At 43.9% G+C, this 15298-nt stretch carries 17 protein-coding genes; 11 read left to right on the top strand and 6 right to left on the bottom strand.

Going from position 1 to position 15298, the window contains the following annotated elements:
* Nucleotides 1–69: 69 nt before the first annotated feature.
* Nucleotides 70–1830, top strand: coding sequence for a tetratricopeptide repeat protein (locus tag DR864_RS16060; RefSeq protein WP_114067940.1), 1761 nt, complete (start codon nucleotides 70–72; stop codon nucleotides 1828–1830).
* A gap of 65 nt (nucleotides 1831–1895) precedes the next feature.
* Here DR864_RS16060 and DR864_RS16055 read toward each other — a convergent pair whose 3' ends face one another.
* Entirely contained in the window at nucleotides 1896–2102 is a 207-nt protein-coding gene (locus DR864_RS16055) for a hypothetical protein (RefSeq protein ID WP_114067939.1), read from the bottom strand.
* Nucleotides 2103–2215: 113 nt separating this feature from the next.
* On the opposite strand from DR864_RS16055, the gene DR864_RS16050 reads away from it, so the two are divergent.
* From DR864_RS16050 to DR864_RS16035, 4 genes are all read left to right on the top strand, one after another.
* Nucleotides 2216–3631: a BatD family protein gene (locus tag DR864_RS16050; protein ID WP_162793878.1), complete on the top strand. Its 1416-nt coding sequence runs from the start codon at nucleotides 2216–2218 to the stop codon at nucleotides 3629–3631.
* Entirely contained in the window at nucleotides 3631–4713 is a 1083-nt protein-coding gene (aroC, locus tag DR864_RS16045; RefSeq protein ID WP_114067937.1) for a chorismate synthase, read from the top strand. The genes DR864_RS16050 and aroC overlap by 1 nt, the downstream gene beginning before the upstream one ends.
* Nucleotides 4714–4769: 56 nt before the next feature.
* A complete protein-coding gene (gene dnaN / locus DR864_RS16040) occupies nucleotides 4770–5897 on the top strand; it encodes a DNA polymerase III subunit beta (protein WP_114067936.1) in 1128 nt (375 codons plus the stop codon).
* A gap of 76 nt (nucleotides 5898–5973) precedes the next feature.
* Nucleotides 5974–6636, top strand: a complete 663-nt coding sequence (locus tag DR864_RS16035; protein ID WP_114067935.1) for a TVP38/TMEM64 family protein — start codon at nucleotides 5974–5976, stop codon at nucleotides 6634–6636.
* Nucleotides 6637–6647: 11 nt separating this feature from the next.
* Here DR864_RS16035 and DR864_RS16030 read toward each other — a convergent pair whose 3' ends face one another.
* Together DR864_RS16030 and ggt are read right to left on the bottom strand one after the other, a co-directional pair.
* On the bottom strand, nucleotides 6648–7439 hold the full coding sequence (locus tag DR864_RS16030; protein ID WP_114067934.1) for an alpha/beta fold hydrolase: 792 nt from the start codon (nucleotides 7437–7439) through the stop codon (nucleotides 6648–6650).
* Nucleotides 7440–7448: 9 nt separating this feature from the next.
* The gene (ggt, locus tag DR864_RS16025; RefSeq protein ID WP_114067933.1) at nucleotides 7449–9206 is read right to left on the bottom strand and encodes a gamma-glutamyltransferase; all 1758 of its coding nucleotides are present in this window, start codon (nucleotides 9204–9206) and stop codon (nucleotides 7449–7451) included.
* 104 nt (nucleotides 9207–9310) lie between these two features.
* Here ggt and DR864_RS16020 point away from each other — a divergent pair, with 104 nt between their 5' ends.
* A complete protein-coding gene (locus DR864_RS16020) occupies nucleotides 9311–9802 on the top strand; it encodes a hypothetical protein (RefSeq protein ID WP_114070312.1) in 492 nt (163 codons plus the stop codon).
* 3 nt (nucleotides 9803–9805) lie between these two features.
* Here DR864_RS16020 and DR864_RS16015 read toward each other — a convergent pair whose 3' ends face one another.
* On the bottom strand, nucleotides 9806–10564 hold the full coding sequence (locus tag DR864_RS16015; protein WP_114067932.1) for an NUDIX hydrolase: 759 nt from the start codon (nucleotides 10562–10564) through the stop codon (nucleotides 9806–9808).
* A 228-nt stretch (nucleotides 10565–10792) separates the two neighbouring features.
* Between DR864_RS16015 and DR864_RS16010 the strand changes: the two genes are divergently transcribed.
* On the top strand, nucleotides 10793–11482 hold the full coding sequence (locus tag DR864_RS16010) for a MotA/TolQ/ExbB proton channel family protein (protein ID WP_114067931.1): 690 nt from the start codon (nucleotides 10793–10795) through the stop codon (nucleotides 11480–11482).
* A gap of 30 nt (nucleotides 11483–11512) precedes the next feature.
* Complete coding sequence (locus DR864_RS16005) at nucleotides 11513–11905, top strand: ExbD/TolR family protein (RefSeq protein WP_114067930.1); 393 nt, start codon at nucleotides 11513–11515, stop codon at nucleotides 11903–11905.
* 79 nt (nucleotides 11906–11984) lie between these two features.
* On the opposite strand, the gene DR864_RS16000 is transcribed toward DR864_RS16005, so the two are convergent.
* On the bottom strand, nucleotides 11985–12533 hold the full coding sequence (locus tag DR864_RS16000; protein WP_114067929.1) for a hypothetical protein: 549 nt from the start codon (nucleotides 12531–12533) through the stop codon (nucleotides 11985–11987).
* 1 nt (nucleotide 12534) lies between these two features.
* Entirely contained in the window at nucleotides 12535–12894 is a 360-nt protein-coding gene (locus tag DR864_RS15995) for a DUF4296 domain-containing protein (RefSeq protein ID WP_114067928.1), read from the bottom strand.
* A gap of 44 nt (nucleotides 12895–12938) precedes the next feature.
* Between DR864_RS15995 and DR864_RS15990 the strand changes: the two genes are divergently transcribed.
* The 3 genes from DR864_RS15990 (at nucleotide 12939) to DR864_RS15980 (ending at nucleotide 15236) form a co-directional block, all read left to right on the top strand.
* Nucleotides 12939–13808 carry a DUF58 domain-containing protein gene (locus DR864_RS15990; protein WP_205319116.1) on the top strand — a complete coding sequence of 290 codons (870 nt, stop codon included), beginning with the start codon at nucleotides 12939–12941 and terminating at the stop codon, nucleotides 13806–13808.
* Nucleotides 13809–13876: 68 nt separating this feature from the next.
* Nucleotides 13877–14602, top strand: a complete 726-nt coding sequence (locus DR864_RS15985; RefSeq protein ID WP_114067927.1) for a sulfite exporter TauE/SafE family protein — start codon at nucleotides 13877–13879, stop codon at nucleotides 14600–14602.
* Between the two features lie 25 nt (nucleotides 14603–14627).
* Nucleotides 14628–15236, top strand: a complete 609-nt coding sequence (locus tag DR864_RS15980) for a phosphatase PAP2 family protein (RefSeq protein ID WP_162793876.1) — start codon at nucleotides 14628–14630, stop codon at nucleotides 15234–15236.
* The last annotated feature ends 62 nt before the right edge of the window (nucleotides 15237–15298 follow it).

The following is a 15298-nucleotide window of genomic DNA, read 5'->3' as shown; positions in this document are numbered from 1 at the left end:
TTTTGTTACCCGTTGTTTGAGTCATTTAAACTTTTTTTTATATCACCTCCATTTTCAACCTACTGAAAGATGAACATTAGATTCAAATCGTGGTTGGTAGCGTTTGCAGCAAGTGCGTTTGTCTACAGTCAGACTTCTGCTCAAGACATCGCCACCGGTTTAAAGCAATTGGACGGCAACCAGGCTTGCTTGGCGAAAGAAACATTTGAGAAGTTGGCCACTGCCACCCCTTCTGCTGACAACCAGTTCTACTTAGGCTACTACTACCTCCGCACCAAGCAGCCTGATCTCGCAAAAGCTGCATTTGAAAAAGGCTTAGCCGCAGACCCCAAGAGCAAAGAAAACCTCAATAAGGTAGGAATGGGAGCTGTTGCTTTGGCCCAAGGTGACCGTACAGGCGCCCAAACGATTTTTGCCGAAGTGCTGAAGGCAACCAAAAACAAGAATGTAAATGTACTGCAACGTATCAGCGAAGCGTATACTGGCTATGTGGTGATAGATTCAATGAAACCTATCTACAAAACAACTGATCCAGCCAAAGCCGTAGAATTAGCTGATATTGCCATTGCATTGATGCTGAAAGGCGGAGATAAAAATCAGGAAGTTTACATGGCCAAAGGAGATGCCTTTTATATTAAAGGTGAAGCAGGACCCGCAGTATCGGCCTATGAGGATGCCATTAATGTTACGCCAGGCTTAGGAAAAGCTTTCGCTAAAGTTGCTAAAATTTATTGGGGTGGCCGCAATTATGAATTGGCACAAACCAACTTTAAAAAAGCAATTGAAGTCGACCCTGATTATGCCCCTGCCAACAAAGAATACGCGGAGCTATACTTCTATGTTCGTCAATATAAGCAGGCATCACGTTATATGGATGCTTACATAGAAAAGATTACGGCTTGTGCTTCAGATGATGAAGTATTGCGTAGTGCGCAGTTTAACTTCGTAGCGGAAGAGTTCTCAAAAGTAAACTCGAAAATTGCGAAAGTAATGAGCAGTGGTCGCACCAGCGATGTGTTGTATCGTATGATGGGATGGGCCGCGTACAAAGAAAATCAGTATGAGAAAGCCATCGAAAACCTGAATAAGTTTTTGAAACAGGCACCACAAAAAGCAATTGATAACGATTATCGTTACCTTGGAAATGCGATGTTGCGTGTTTCTCCAGCGGATACCGCCGCCGCCGTTGCGAATTTGGAGAAAGCAGCAGAAATGGATACCGTCGACAACGGTTACAAAGAAATCGCCGCTTTCTATAATGCTGCAAAAGACTACGAAAAAGCAATTGTTTATTATAAGAAAGTAATCGCTCGTGAGAAAACACCTGGATTGCAGGATTTTGTAAACCTCTCTTTACCTTTGTACAACGTGGCCAACAGAACGTTTGCTTCGGGGCCTGACTCTCTTGCCTTGCGTGAGAAAAAGAGGAATTACTTCTTGGCTGCAGATTCATTGTATATAAAAATGATCGAGCGTAAACCAGATTATCTGTATGCTCACGGCCAACGGGCAAAAGCTAATTACTTTGCCTACACCCGTGAAGAAGCCATGACAAATGGTATTGCGATTCCGCTCATGGAAAACTATATCAAGCTTGCTTCTGCGGCTCCAATGGATGATGCTATAAAGGCCAACTTCAAGCTGTTTTATCAAGTACTTGGGGCATACAGTGTGATTACGCTGAAGGATGAAGCGAAAGCGAAGGAATGGTTTACTAAACTACTGGAAATTGATCCAGGTAATAAAGTAGCGAATGACTTCCTGAACCCTCCCGCACCAGAGCAGCCTGCACAACCAGCAGCGAAGCCTCCAGTGAAGAAAAAAGCATAAAACCCTTATGTATAAAAAAAGCCTCTCGTGTCGATCACGAGGGGCTTTTTTGTGGCGCTTAAAAACTAAAGGGCCAATTGATGTCTACTAAAATACTGATTTAATACAACGTGGTATTTTTCATTAAAATGTTCGTAACACCACGTTTTAAGCCGTTTTACATCTTCGGGCAATAATACCTTCAGTGCCTTGCGCAACTCTTTTTCAAACAGCTTTTTGTCAAAACTTACTTTCACAAGCACAGTCTTAATAAACTCTAACATAGTCGCCATAGTAGATTCATAATTTTAAAGAAATGGATAAGAGGATGGACCTTTGGTAAATTAACGAACTGGGTGTAGGTATTATGTCGTACGAGTCTGTTAATTTTGCATTAAATATAACGATGAAAAAAGAAAACAGATATATACTTTTTTTGATTTTTTTTTGGACTATATCCATAGCTCAGTCGCAGGTGGCTGAAAACCCCTTTGAGATTGAATTTAGCGGTACAAAAATTAACGTACAGGAGCCTTTTACCATATCAGTCAAAGTAACGGGTCTTGAACAGGTGCCATTGATTTCATTCCCTGATAATATCAAAAATTTTCAAAAACGAGAAAGTTCGCGGTCAAGCCTTACAAATCAAGTAGGTGGAAAAACCATCGTGACTTACACCATCTCACAAAATTATTACCCGGTAAAAACAGGTACGTTCACAATAGGCTCACTAGAAATTTTAGTAAATAAACAAATCCTGCGCTCCGAGGGGACTACCGTGACGGTGGAATCTGCCACTGAGGAAGAGACGGAAGAAATATCCCAAGAATCGGCTGAAATAAGTGCAGAATTGGAAAAAGAGGCTTCACAAGGAGTATTTTTGGCAGTTAGTGTAGATAAAAAGCGGGTATATGTGCAACAGGGCTTTAATTTGCGGCTTTCCTTACTCGTTTCTGAGAACAATGCCGCAGAAATGGATTTTTATGAAGTAGAAAAGCAGTTGGAAAAAGTGCTCAAACTACTTAAGCCCGCCAACTGTTGGGAAGAGAATTTCGGTATTCAGGAAATTCCTGACATTCCGATAACCATTAATGGAAAACGATTTACGGAGTATCGGATTTATCAAGCTTCATTTTTTCCTCTAAATAACCAATCCATTAGACTTCCTTCCGTGGGCTGGATGATGAAAATGATAACGAAGTCGGAAGAAGGAAAAGATGTGGTAGCGTTAAAAACCTATGCATCCAAACCGCTCACGATAGAAATCATGAGTCTCCCACCTCATCCCTTGGGAAATCAGGTCATCGTTGGAAATTTTAGGTTAGAGGAAAGAATTAACAGTAGTCAACTTAAAACGGGAAACAGTTATCGGTATAATTTCAGTATCGTGGGCGAAGGAAATATTCAATCCATTCGTGAACCAACTTTTACGAATATGGCATTATTTGATGTATACCCGCCTGATATAGAAAATAATATAGTGCGACAAAAAAACAGAATTTCTGGGGCAAAAACGTTCCAGTATCAGGTGATTCCAAAACAAAGCGGTAATTTTTCCTTAAACAATTTGGTGTTTTGGGTCTATTTTAACCCGCAGAAGCAAAGATATGATACGCTGCGTTCAACACTGAATCTGGCGATTGTTGGAGAAAATGTGCAGAATACACAATTGTTGACTTCAGATGCCGAGTCGGTTTATAATGGCATAGAGCAATGGGACAGTATGAAACCAGTGGTTGATTACCAGACCATTATTCGCAATATTGCCAACATCTTAATTGTAATAATGTTGATTGTAATGATTTTTATGTTTAGAAAATAATGAGCAGTACGTACGGAAAAATATTTAAAATAGCCACCTTCGGCGAATCACACGGCGCGGCCATTGGGGTAGTAGTAGAAGGATGCCCTGCGGGCGTAACGTTTGATTTGGCATTTATTCAGCAGGAATTAGATCGTCGCAAACCTGGTCAATCGCGTATCACAACCCAACGCCGCGAGGCTGATACGGTGCAGGTTTTATCAGGGGTTTTTGAAGAAAAGACAACTGGTACACCCATCTCAATGGTGATTTGGAACGAAGATCAGCGCAGTAAGGATTATTCACACATTGCCGACCAATATCGGCCGTCGCATGCAGATTTTACCTATCAAACCAAGTATGGGGTTCGAGATTATCGGGGCGGAGGGCGTAGTTCAGCCCGCGAAACGGCGGCCAGAGTCGCTGCGGGAGCCTTGGCAAAACTAGTACTTGCTGACCTCGGTGTAACGGTGCAGGGGTATGTTTCGCAGGTTGGAAAGTTGAAATTGGAGAAAGAATATCACGAACTCGATTTATCACTGACCGACTCAAACGCCGTTCGTTGTCCCGACCCAGTGATGGCACAGGAGATGTTTGATTTTATTGATGCTATTCGCAAGCAGGGCGACTCCATCGGTGGTATTGTAAGCTGTGTGCTTAAAGGTGTTCCAGTAGGATGGGGCGAGCCAGTATTTGATAAACTTCATGCAGAGCTTGGGAAAGCAATGCTTAGCATCAATGCCGTCAAAGGATTTGAATACGGGAGTGGGTTTGCGGGCGTAGAATTGCTGGGCTCTGAACACAACGATGCTTTTTACACCGACGAGGACGGCAGAGTACGTACCCGTACCAATCACTCAGGAGGGATTCAGGGCGGAATTTCGAACGGCGAAGATATTTTCTTTAACGTGGCTTTTAAGCCCGTAGCGACCATCATGCAGGAGCAAGAAAGTGTCAACCGTGAAGGAGAGAAAATTTTGGTACAGGGCAAGGGAAGGCACGACCCGTGTGTGTTGCCAAGAGCAGTGCCCATCGTGGAAGCCATGGCCGCGTTGGTCTTGGTAGATTTCTACCTGAGAGATAGGACAATCCGGCATAAATAGTTTGACTTTAGCCGTATCTTTGCTAAATTTGTTAACAAATAAATATTTTCCTAGCTATGAAATTTACTGTATCGTCGTCGGTTTTGCTTAAACAACTCGCAGCGATTAACGGCGTCGTTTCCACTAATCCGATTGTTCCTATTCTCGAAAATTTTCTTTTTCAGCTAGATAACAACCTGCTTACTGTTACAGCGTCTGATTTGCAGACGGTGATGGTAACGGAATTACCAGTGGAGTCATCTGATAAAGGAGCGATTGCGATTCCTGCCAAACTGCTTTTAGATACCCTGCGTGGCTTGCCAGAGCAGCCGATTACGCTCAACATAGATGGTGATACCTTTGGCATTGAAATTATCTCTGACAATGGTCGCTATAAACTTTCGGGAGAGAATCCTATCGACTTTCCAAAGATACCTTCGGTCAATCGGGCATTTTCGGTTGAGTTATCCTCTCATGCCCTTTCAAATGCCATTGCCAATACGCTCTTTGCGACCAGTACCGATGAGCTGCGTCCTGCTATGACAGGGGTATTTTTGCAACTTGGCGCTGATTACGCCACGTTTGTAGCCACCGACGGCCACCGGCTCATTCGCTATCGTCGATATGATGTAAAATCGTTGGTCGATACCACCATGATTATTCCACGGAAAGCGTTGAACCTGTTGAAAACTTCGCTCCCTTCGGAAAGTGTACCCGTCAAAGCGGAATTTAGCCAAGCCAACGCTTTTTTTAGTTTTGCCAATATTCGGATGATTTGCCGGTTGATTGATGAGCGCTTTCCTGATTACGAAAACGCGATTCCAACCAATAATCCAAACGTGTTGACCATCAGTCGTGGTGAGGTCCTGAATTCGTTGCGTCGTATTTCGATTTACTCAAACCGGACTACGCACCAAATTCGATTGAAACTGACGCCACCAAACCAACTTGTTATTTCGGCCGAAGATTTAGATTATTCTAATGAAGCCAATGAGCGCCTGTTGTGTGAATACAACGGAGATGAAATGGAGATTGGGTTCAACGCCAAGTTCTTAATTGAAATGCTGAATAACTTAGATACAAGTACGTTATCATTTGAGTTGTCGGCACCTAATCGCGCAGGGCTTGTGGTGCCGTTGGAGAAAGAAGATGATGAGGATATTCTGATGCTGGTCATGCCCGTGATGTTGAATACCTATGCTTAATAAACAACAATAAGAGTTAAAGGTTAGGGAGCCTAGCGTGTTTTCTAACCTTCAACTCTTAAGTAGCTTACGGGCCATGTCAACACAAAAAACACCTTTACTGCCGAGTCTCTCGGCTTTTTTTTTAACAGTATTGCCCTTCATCACGAGTTCGATATTAGGAGCTTGGATTATCAGAAATGAAGCTCTTATTGAAAGTTTTAATCTACAGGATTGGGCAGTTGTGAGTGTTGTATGTGCCTTGGCTTGTGCTTTGGCATTAATTCCGCCTACTTTGCTGGCTTTTGCCTTTGGCTATTTTTTGGGATGGTGGGCATTGGTTCCGTTGATTTTGCTCAATCTAGCGGCCATTGCCCTCGTGTACGAGATCACCAAACGTTTGAATGGTGAGGTGTTACTGCGTTATCTTTCGCATTTCCCCCGGGTAGCTTCGCTGCTGAATCGTATTCAGAAAGATGAATTACAGTTCGTTTTTTTTACCAAACTCTCCCCCGTTGTTCCGTTTGCGTTGACCAATCTTATATTCTCGCTATTGAAAATACGCTTTTCCAACGTCATTTTGGGCGGTTTCCTTGGCATGATTCCCCGCACGGCGTTGGCAGTTTGGGTCGGACTCGAAGCAAAAGGATTACGTCAATTGATTGAAAATCCCAACGAAAATATAACTAGCCGGGTGGTAGTGATCATTCTAGTGATTGTCTCTGTGATTGGCCTTATCCGAGTATTTGTTAAACGGTAGACTTGGAATGATTACGGGCTTTGGGTCGTAAAAGGAGGGTTTTGAACGAACCACTCCGCTACTTTTTCAATCAAACGGTGATGCCCCGTTTTTAGAATAATTGGCGTTGAATTTGGCAGGCGTTTTATTAAAGGCTGCACGTAAGACGCGGGTAATACCGCATCAAAACGCCCCAAAAATAGCTTTAAATCAATTTTGTATTTGAGAATGATACTCGCTACTGCGGGTATATCGGGCTGGATGGTGCTGAAGCCTACCCATGAGCGGTAAATGCGCTCGCGTTGGGTGGCAGTGGCAAGCGTGGACTGGGCAAATTTTACTGCGCTCTTCTCCACCAACCCTAATTTCAGAAATGGGTAAGCCAACTTTTTAAAATGTTCGACATTCCCAACAACGAATTTAAAGAGTTTTTTTGTTAGCCAAAATCGCGTAGCCAACCGATACCACGGGCTTTCGGTAATTCCATCGGGAGCCAATAGCCAGCAGGAGATAATCTGGTTTGGGAATAGTTGTAGCGTAGCCAAGGCAAATTTCCCTCCCATGCTAAAGCCTAATACCGAAAAAGTTTGCAAGTGGTTTTCAGCCAAAAAGACTTCTATCGTATCTTGCCACTCCGCCATGGACAGTTTTTCGGTATCCATGGCGGGGCTTTTTCCGTGAAATGGTAAATCAAAAAGGTAAAACGTGTACTGTTTCTTCAAGGCATTGACCAAAGGCAAAAAACAGCGATGGTCTTGTCCTATGCCATGAAATGCCAAAATAGGCCGTGGGCCATCGCCGTAGGTTTGATAATGGAGGCGCATTTGAAGGATTTAGTAGCCAACACTCGTATCATCGCCCCGGGGGTCAGAGCCACCTTCGAGGCGACCGTCGGGCAGTACCAAAATGCAGTCCATGCGACCGATGGTGTTGCGTTGCATTTCAAGAATGTATGATTTTGAGAGCAACCGTTGCAGAACACCATCCGTAAAAGCTCCGTTTTCAAACGTGGTTTTGTCGGGAAGCCACTGATGGTGAAACTTATACGCGTTTACGGCCTGCTGCATGGTCATGCCATGCTCTACTACATTCAGGATGGTTTGAAAGACTGATGTGATGATGGTTGACCCGCCTGGTGTTCCGACAACCATGTATAATTTTTTGCCTTTTTCGAGAATCGTGGGAGTCATGGAAGATAACATTCGTTTGCCCGGAGCAATGGCGTTGGCTTTATTGCCAATCAACCCAAACATGTTAGGAACGCCCGGTTTGATGCTGAAATCGTCCATTTCATTGTTCATAAAAAAGCCCGCTCCTTTGACAATCACGCGGCTACCGTAGCCTCCGTTAAGGGTGGTCGTTACCGAAACAGCGTTGCCTTCATTATCAACAATCGAAAAATGCGTTGTTTCCATGCTTTCATAGCCCGAAATGTCGCCGCCTTTGATGGCCTTGCTATCGGTTGCTTTGGCAAAGTCAAAATCTTTCCAGCGATTTTTCAGGTAGTTGGAAGCGATGAGTTGTTTGATGGGTACTTTCACAAAATCAGGGTCGCCCAAAAACTTGGCACGGTCGGCATAAACGCGACGCTCGGCCTCAATCATGACCTGAAGGGTAGAGTCTGAATGCCATCCCCAACGTTTGAGAGGATAAGGTTCAACCAGTTTCATCAATTGTAATAAAGCCACGCCACCACTCGAAACGGGCGGCATCGTGATGAGTTTGTAGTCTTTGTACTTGCCAACGAGCGGTTTACGCCAAACGGCTTGGTATTGTTTTAAGTCTTCGGCCGAAATAAACCCTTTGCCGCGCTGCATTTCGGCCACGAGCAAATCCGCGGTTTCACCTTCATAAAAGCCAGCCCGTCCGTGTTGTTGAATCCGACGTAATGTTTTTCCCAGATCTGCCTGAATAAGTGTATCACCTGCTTGCCAATCGCGGCCATCCATCCGCCGAAAATACGTAGTATCTGCGTTGATTTTTACTAAATCGCCTTTGATGCGGTTGAGACCCGTTGCTTCTTTAGTGGTAAGAATGACGCCCTTTTCTGCCAAATCAATGGCGGGTTGTAGTAAGGTAGCCCAAGAAAGTTTTGAGAATTTTTCGTGGATTTGCACCATGCCGTCTACCGAGCCTGGAACCCCGCTTGCTAGGTGGCCTGTCATGCTTAACCCTGGGATTACGTTGCCTTGGGCATCCAAATACATGTCTTTGTGGCCTTGGATGGGCGCTTTTTCGCGAAAATCAAGGGTGTAGTTCTTGCCTTTTTTGGAACGATACACAAAAAAACCGCCCCCTCCGATGTTGCCCGCTGAAGGGTGTACTACCGCCAGTGCAAACTGAACCGCCACGGCCGCGTCGGCGGCAGAGCCTCCCTTTTTTAAAATTTCGGCTCCCACTCTTGAGGCTTCTGGATGAGCCGTGGCCACCATGCCATTGGAAGCGATAACTCCCTGACGGTCTGAATAAAATGGTTTTTGGTTGGGGTCGTCGGTGAGAAACTGGTAAAAGCCTTTGTTTTCTCTTACTTCTTGACCAAAAGCAGAAAAGCCGATACATACGGCCAGTAAGTTGATGAAAAATTTGTTCATAAAGTGGGCATTGGAAAGTTTACGCTTTCAATTTACAAAAAGTCTTTCATTTTGCTTCCATAACAAAAGTTTTAGAAATTGCAGCCCATAAAATCATGACCAACATGGATAATTTTGACAATGACGACGAGGAGGATTTTGGATTTAACGAGGAGGATTTCAATTCGGAAGAATCGCGGCGAGAATTTCAGCGGGAAAATGAGCGGGTAGATAACCTGCCGATTATGAAAAAAGCACGGGAGATTTTCGATATTGTGGATTCGCTTGTCGAATTAATTGACGACGATGACGCGTTTATCGCTCATTATCGCAGTATGTTGTTTGAAGATGCGAGTATCATTTGTGCCAAAATTGCAGGGGCAGAAGGGGGAGATTTGTACAGTCTGCGTATGGAAAATGCGGTATTAATCAAAATCCATGCGCGCAACCTGCTGGCTCAAACTTCGGGCCTGAAAATGCTTGGTTTTAAAGACGTGCGTTATCTTCAGGTACTTCGCGACGCTATCGAGGAGTTTCGACTGCTTTTTCTTGCGTGGGTTGAAGGTTTTGACAAAACAAACGATATGTCTGACAATTGGGGCAACTTGTTTCGGTAGCGTTTATATTTCAAACAAAAAACCTTTAGAAACCAGCTCTTGGTAGCGTTTTTCGTCAAACTGAAAAAAGTACGCTCCTCGCCGTGAAGTGCCTTTTTGCTTTTCTTTGAGCTTAACCAGCAAATTCATGTTTAGGATTTTTTTGCTGAAATTACGCTTGTCGAGCGGACGTCCTAGAATGGATTCGTAGAGATTTCGTAACTCCAACATGGTGAATTTTTCGGGTAAAAGTTCAAAGCCAATGGGTTGGTAGCGCACTTTTCGGCGAAGTTGTTCCAGTGCTTTCTCAAACATCGTAAAGTGATCATACACCAATTCCAACTGAAGTACCTTCGAAATCGGTTGCCAAGTGGCACCGTATTCGTGTGAGAGTTGATTGAGGGTGGGTTCTACTTCAATAAGGGCGTAGTAGCAGGTAGTGATGACCCGGTCGGTAGGAACCCGATACACATCTCCAAACGTATATACCTGTTCCATGTACACATCCTGAAGGCCAGTAAGTTTTACCACGGTTTTGCGCGCTGCGTCGTCAATGCTTTCTTCTGGGTGCACAAAACCACCCAAAAGCGCCCAATGCCCAACCAAAGGTTCGTAAGGGAAACGGTGCAATAAAAGATGGAGTTCGGTGCCGTAAAATCCAAAAATAACGCAGTCGACAGAGTTAAGTAAACCAGTTTCTTCTTTGTGATAGTGCGGGGTGGGATGTCCGGTAAAGCGAACAAACGGCCTGTTTTTTTGATTGATGGTCGAAGGTTCGCTCATCCTGAATGTCATTTTTTTAAATACTGAATAAAAAAGGCAATAGACGTTGAAAAATACCAATGTGTTGCCACATTTTTCGTTTATAATGTAGGTTTTACTCGTTATGTATTAGCCGCGGTCTTAATAGGTATTTTTGACCGTAACGGTTAGAAATTCGTATATTTGGCCCTTATAAACAATATTCCTTTAATCCATTCCGTTTTTGACACAGCAAAAACCAAACCAGTAATGATTTTACTCCAAGCGCAAACTGCCGTTGACTCCGTAGCTACCTCTGCTACTTCTGCCCAAGGAATCTCGTTATTCGATTTATTATTAAAAGGAGGCTGGGTGATGATTCCCCTCCTGATTATGTTCTTCCTGACGCTTTTTTTGATTTTTGAACGTTGGTTGGCCATCAATTCCAACGGAAAACTCGAAGAGAGTTTTATTGATAACATGAAAGATTTTGTGCAGCAAGGAAATATCAAGTCTGCCGAATCATTGTGTCGTAATCAACGCTCCGCCGCGGGACGAATTTTTGAAAAAGCCGTTGGGCGTATTGGCTATTCCATCAAAGACATCGAAAGTACCATCGAAAATGCCAGTCATATCGAAATTTCACGCATGGAAAGCAATCTTGCCTACCTTGGGGTGATTGCGGGTATTGCGCCGATGTTGGGTTTCGTAGGAACAATCTCAGGGATTATTAACATCTTTTATAGCATCTCATTGTCTAATGATTTCGACATCAGCACCATTGCGAGCGGGATGTACGAGAAAATGGTGACTTCTGGCGCAGGTCTGATTGTAGGTTTGGTGGCGTATATGGGCTATCACTTGTTGAACATGAAGATTGACCGCATTGCATTAAAACTTCAAGCCGGGGCGTTTGATTTTATTGACGTTTTACAGAAACCCATTACGAGTCGTTCATGATAAATAATGCATGACCGAAATGACTGAACTATGAAAATCCGCCGTAAAGCTAGATTCGCCCCCGAAGTGTTCACCCAATCGCTGAACGACATCATGTTCTTCTTGATGTTGTTCTTCCTGATTATTTCGACGATGGTGAACCCCAATGTGATTAAGTTGATGCTCCCAAAGGCATCGGCTACCCAACAAATGCAGAAAAAGCAGACTACTCTCTCGGTAGATGCAGAAAAAAATTATTTCCTCGACCGTGAGCCATTGCCTAAAGAGCAGTTGGAAAGCGTTCTAGCGTCTACTTTTGCGGGAGTTGAGGAAAAAACAATCATTCTTCAGGTAGACCAAAGTATTTCCGTACAAGATTTAATAGACGTGCTGGCAGTAGGTGCCAAGCTTGATATTAAGATGGTGATGGCAGTGAAAAAATAGTCTTGAAGATTAATAGAGACTTGATTATCTTTTAGTTGAATTATAAAAAAGGAGCTTGTGAATCTCACAAGCTCCTTTTTTATGGCCAATTTTTGGGAATATCCAATTGGCGGGCGTAGTTTTTGGGACAATGGCTGTGAACATAATTCAGCAGCTGCTGCATATCTCTTTCAAAATCTACGTAGTAATCTGGGTTAAATTTTGCCAGCTTTTTCAGCACGCTGTCGGTGCGCTTGGCAATATATTCGGCGCAAGAATCGCTTTTGCTGTTATGAATCAGGAGGAGCGAAGACTGCTGTTCAAAAAAGGTTAAAAGCAGGTAAATGGTTAATTCAATTTCACCGTATTTATCCTTGGTGATTTTTAGGTGTTGACTGATATCCCCCGATAAGTTTCGCATGTCCATCATCATCCAGCCAGGCGTATTGTGGGTCATTTGGGCGCTTTTCAGAATTCGACGTTTGATGTCGTCGCGACGGATCTGAACGGTATCGCCCATTTCAATTAGCTCAAATTCAAGTCGTTGCACAAGGTTGTCGTCTTTCCCAATCAATCGAAGCAGAAGTTTATCTTTTTCTTTTTGCGGCATTTGGACAATGGCCTTTTTTAGTTCTTCTGGAATAGTCATCTTACAAACCTTTGTAATTTTTTTTCTTTTGGCGTATTTCCAAATCTTTCACCACGGTGTTATAAATACGCTCCATAAAAACAGGGTTGGTGGAATAAAATTGATAGCTACGATTGTAAGTTGCCGAATCTACACCATATTTTTTAAACACCTTAGCCTTCATATATTCAGTAACAATCGTGGAAGAATCAAGCGATGTCATTCCCAACCTACTCACTCTTGCTTCGATAATGTGAATATCGGTTAAAATTTGCGCCATTTTGGCTTCGGGTACGGTGCCCGCAGGAATTTCTGGTTCGTCCTGACAGCCATAGAGCAACAAAGTGAAGACGGAAAAATAAAGGAGGGTACGGCGTATCATGACTGAATTTTGTATTTTTGAGGTATTGAGCTACAAAAATACGCATGATTGAGCAATTTATTACAAAGATTCGTCAGTACGAGATTAGGATTCGAAAAGCCGTCAATGCTGACATGCGTGGTAGCTTTCGGTCGGTTTTCAAAGGTTCGGGGGTAGAGTTTGCGGATTTGCGCGAATACCAATACGGCGACGACGTGCGTACCATCGACTGGAACGTATCGGCCAAAGGCCACGGAACGTTCGTGAAGATTTTCAGGGAAGAGAAGGAGCAAACGGTTTTTTTTATTTTAGACGTGAGCGGCTCTCAGCAAGTGGGGCACGCCAATCATTCAAAATTGGATACCGCCAAAGAAATCTGTGGCGTGCTAGCGTTATCGGCGATTCAGGAAGCAAGTCATGTGGGTTTACTGTGTTTTTCGGACCAAAAAGAAAAGTACATTCGCCCCTCCAACGGCATGAAACACGGCTACGAGGTGATTACCGAATTGTACAAACTCAAACCTTTATCCTCTAAAACCAACTTAGCAGAAGGCATTTTATTTACCCTCAACGTACTCAAACGCCGTAGCGTAGTGATTTTTATTTCAGACTTTATTGATAAAAACTACGAGCACAATCTACGAGCCTTGGCGCGTAAGCACGATTTGGTCATGGTGCACTTGCTCGACAAGCGCGAAACAAATTTGCCACGTTTGGGCATTATTCCCATGGTAGACCCCGAATCTAACCGTACCGTTTGGGTGAACGCTTCTTCTCCGTGGTTTCGTAAACGGGTACGAGAAGATTTTGCGCAGGTAGGGGAAAAAATCGAACAATTTGCTCGTCAAAACGACATTAATTATGTAGCCATTGATTCACAACAAGACTATGTTGAGCCGTTGGTTAAGCTCTTTCGCATACGCCGCAAAAAGTAGGATTGAGTGATGGGTTGCTAAGAATCAGAAAGCGTTATATATTTGAGGGAATAACGAAATTCTGAACGATGCAAGAGTATTGGCAACCGCTGCTGATTGGCATAATGGCTTTTTTGTACGCATCCGTCGGGCATGGTGGGGCGAGTGGATATTTGGCGTTGATGGCTATTTTTGGTACTTCTCCTGCTTTGATGAAATCTTCGGCGTTGATTCTCAACGTATTTGTTTCTCTTGTTGCATTTATTCAATACTACCGAGCGGGGCATTTTCGGTGGAATTTATTCTGGCCTTTTGCCCTTGCTAGCATTCCCCTTTCCTACATTGGTGCTACGCTGCCGATTACAGATTCACTTTATAAAAAATTATTGGCCGTAGCTTTGGCCATTGCCATTGCGCGGATGCTCTTTCAACCCGTAGAAAAAGCCGAAAATAACCCCGTGCCTTTGACGGGTGCTTTGGCGATTGGGGCAGTCATTGGGTTGTTGTCGGGGATGCTAGGCATTGGCGGGGGCATTATTTTGAGTCCCGTTATTTTGTTGTTGGGCTGGGGACGGGTGAAAGAAACAGCCGCAGTTTCGGCTTTGTTTATCTTTGTTAATTCCATGTCGGGGTTGTACGGGTTGTTTCAAAAAGGATTTGAACCTAATGGTCAGCTAACTTCCTGGCTAATAGCTGCTTTGGTGGGTGGATTTGTAGGGGCCTATCAAGGAAGTTTTAAGTTTAATCTGCAAACATTGCGCTATATTTTGGCTTCAGTATTGTTGATTGCGGTAGCAAAACTATATTTGACCTAACTTCTCTCACACAATCGTTTTGTCAGTGAAAAAATGCCTTCTCTTTTTGTGTTTGTTTTCGTGGAAAATAAGCGCACAAAATTTAGATACCCGCCTGCTACAAGACGTGTATGGCTCCATCCAACCGACCAATGTAAGTACGGCAAAGTTCATTTCATCCACGGCCAAGCCATTGAGCTTAGCGCTTCCAGCGGGCTTGTTGATTGCGGGTTTTTCAACCAAAAATAAGACCTTGCAACAACAGGGCTGGCAGGCCCTGGGTGGATTTGTGATTGGGACAGGTATTACACAGGTGACCAAACGAATCGTCTTGAGAGACAGGCCTTTCATTGAGCATCCTACGCTTTTTGCGGCGCGGGTAGAAGGTGAAGAGCCGCATTATTCATTTCCGTCGGGCCACACTACGGTGGCGTTTTCAACGGCTACGACGTTGGCCATCAATTATCGTAAATGGTACGTCATTGTGCCGGCTTATGCGTGGGCAGGAGCGGTTGGGTATTCGCGAATGCGTTTGGGCGTGCATTATCCGAGTGATATTTTGGCAGGTGCCGTCGCGGGTGCGGCAAGCGCGTGGCTTTCGTACAAAATTCAGCAGAAATGGTTGAACAGAACGAAGCGAAAAACACCCAACTAAAAAGATATTTACATTTTTCTAAGTTATCCTCTTACCTTTGCGGTCAGTTCTGACGCGCAGAA

The organism is Runella rosea, from assembly GCF_003325355.1.
Lineage (GTDB): Bacteria > Bacteroidota > Bacteroidia > Cytophagales > Spirosomataceae > Runella > Runella rosea.
This window is presented reverse-complemented; position numbering and strand designations above follow the sequence as displayed.

Bases quoted from the DNA above. Each gene is read 5' to 3' on its own strand.
- DR864_RS16010 (WP_114067931.1), top strand. From the start codon at position 10,793: ATGATTTTACTCCAAGCGCAAACTGCCGTTGACTCCGTAGCTACCTCT.
- DR864_RS16005 (WP_114067930.1), top strand. From the start codon at position 11,513: ATGAAAATCCGCCGTAAAGCTAGATTCGCCCCCGAAGTGTTCACCCAA.
- DR864_RS15990 (WP_205319116.1), top strand. From the start codon at position 12,939: ATGATTGAGCAATTTATTACAAAGATTCGTCAGTACGAGATTAGGATT.
- DR864_RS16020 (WP_114070312.1), top strand. From the start codon at position 9,311: ATGGATAATTTTGACAATGACGACGAGGAGGATTTTGGATTTAACGAG.
- DR864_RS15985 (WP_114067927.1), top strand. From the start codon at position 13,877: ATGCAAGAGTATTGGCAACCGCTGCTGATTGGCATAATGGCTTTTTTG.
- ggt (WP_114067933.1), bottom strand. From the start codon at position 9,206: ATGAACAAATTTTTCATCAACTTACTGGCCGTATGTATCGGCTTTTCT.
- DR864_RS15995 (WP_114067928.1), bottom strand. From the start codon at position 12,894: ATGATACGCCGTACCCTCCTTTATTTTTCCGTCTTCACTTTGTTGCTC.
- DR864_RS16035 (WP_114067935.1), top strand. From the start codon at position 5,974: ATGTCAACACAAAAAACACCTTTACTGCCGAGTCTCTCGGCTTTTTTT.
- DR864_RS16015 (WP_114067932.1), bottom strand. From the start codon at position 10,564: ATGAGCGAACCTTCGACCATCAATCAAAAAAACAGGCCGTTTGTTCGC.
- aroC (WP_114067937.1), top strand. From the start codon at position 3,631: ATGAGCAGTACGTACGGAAAAATATTTAAAATAGCCACCTTCGGCGAA.
- DR864_RS16060 (WP_114067940.1), top strand. From the start codon at position 70: ATGAACATTAGATTCAAATCGTGGTTGGTAGCGTTTGCAGCAAGTGCG.
- dnaN (WP_114067936.1), top strand. From the start codon at position 4,770: ATGAAATTTACTGTATCGTCGTCGGTTTTGCTTAAACAACTCGCAGCG.
- DR864_RS16030 (WP_114067934.1), bottom strand. From the start codon at position 7,439: ATGCGCCTCCATTATCAAACCTACGGCGATGGCCCACGGCCTATTTTG.
- DR864_RS16055 (WP_114067939.1), bottom strand. From the start codon at position 2,102: ATGGCGACTATGTTAGAGTTTATTAAGACTGTGCTTGTGAAAGTAAGT.
- DR864_RS16050 (WP_162793878.1), top strand. From the start codon at position 2,216: ATGAAAAAAGAAAACAGATATATACTTTTTTTGATTTTTTTTTGGACT.
- DR864_RS16000 (WP_114067929.1), bottom strand. From the start codon at position 12,533: ATGACTATTCCAGAAGAACTAAAAAAGGCCATTGTCCAAATGCCGCAA.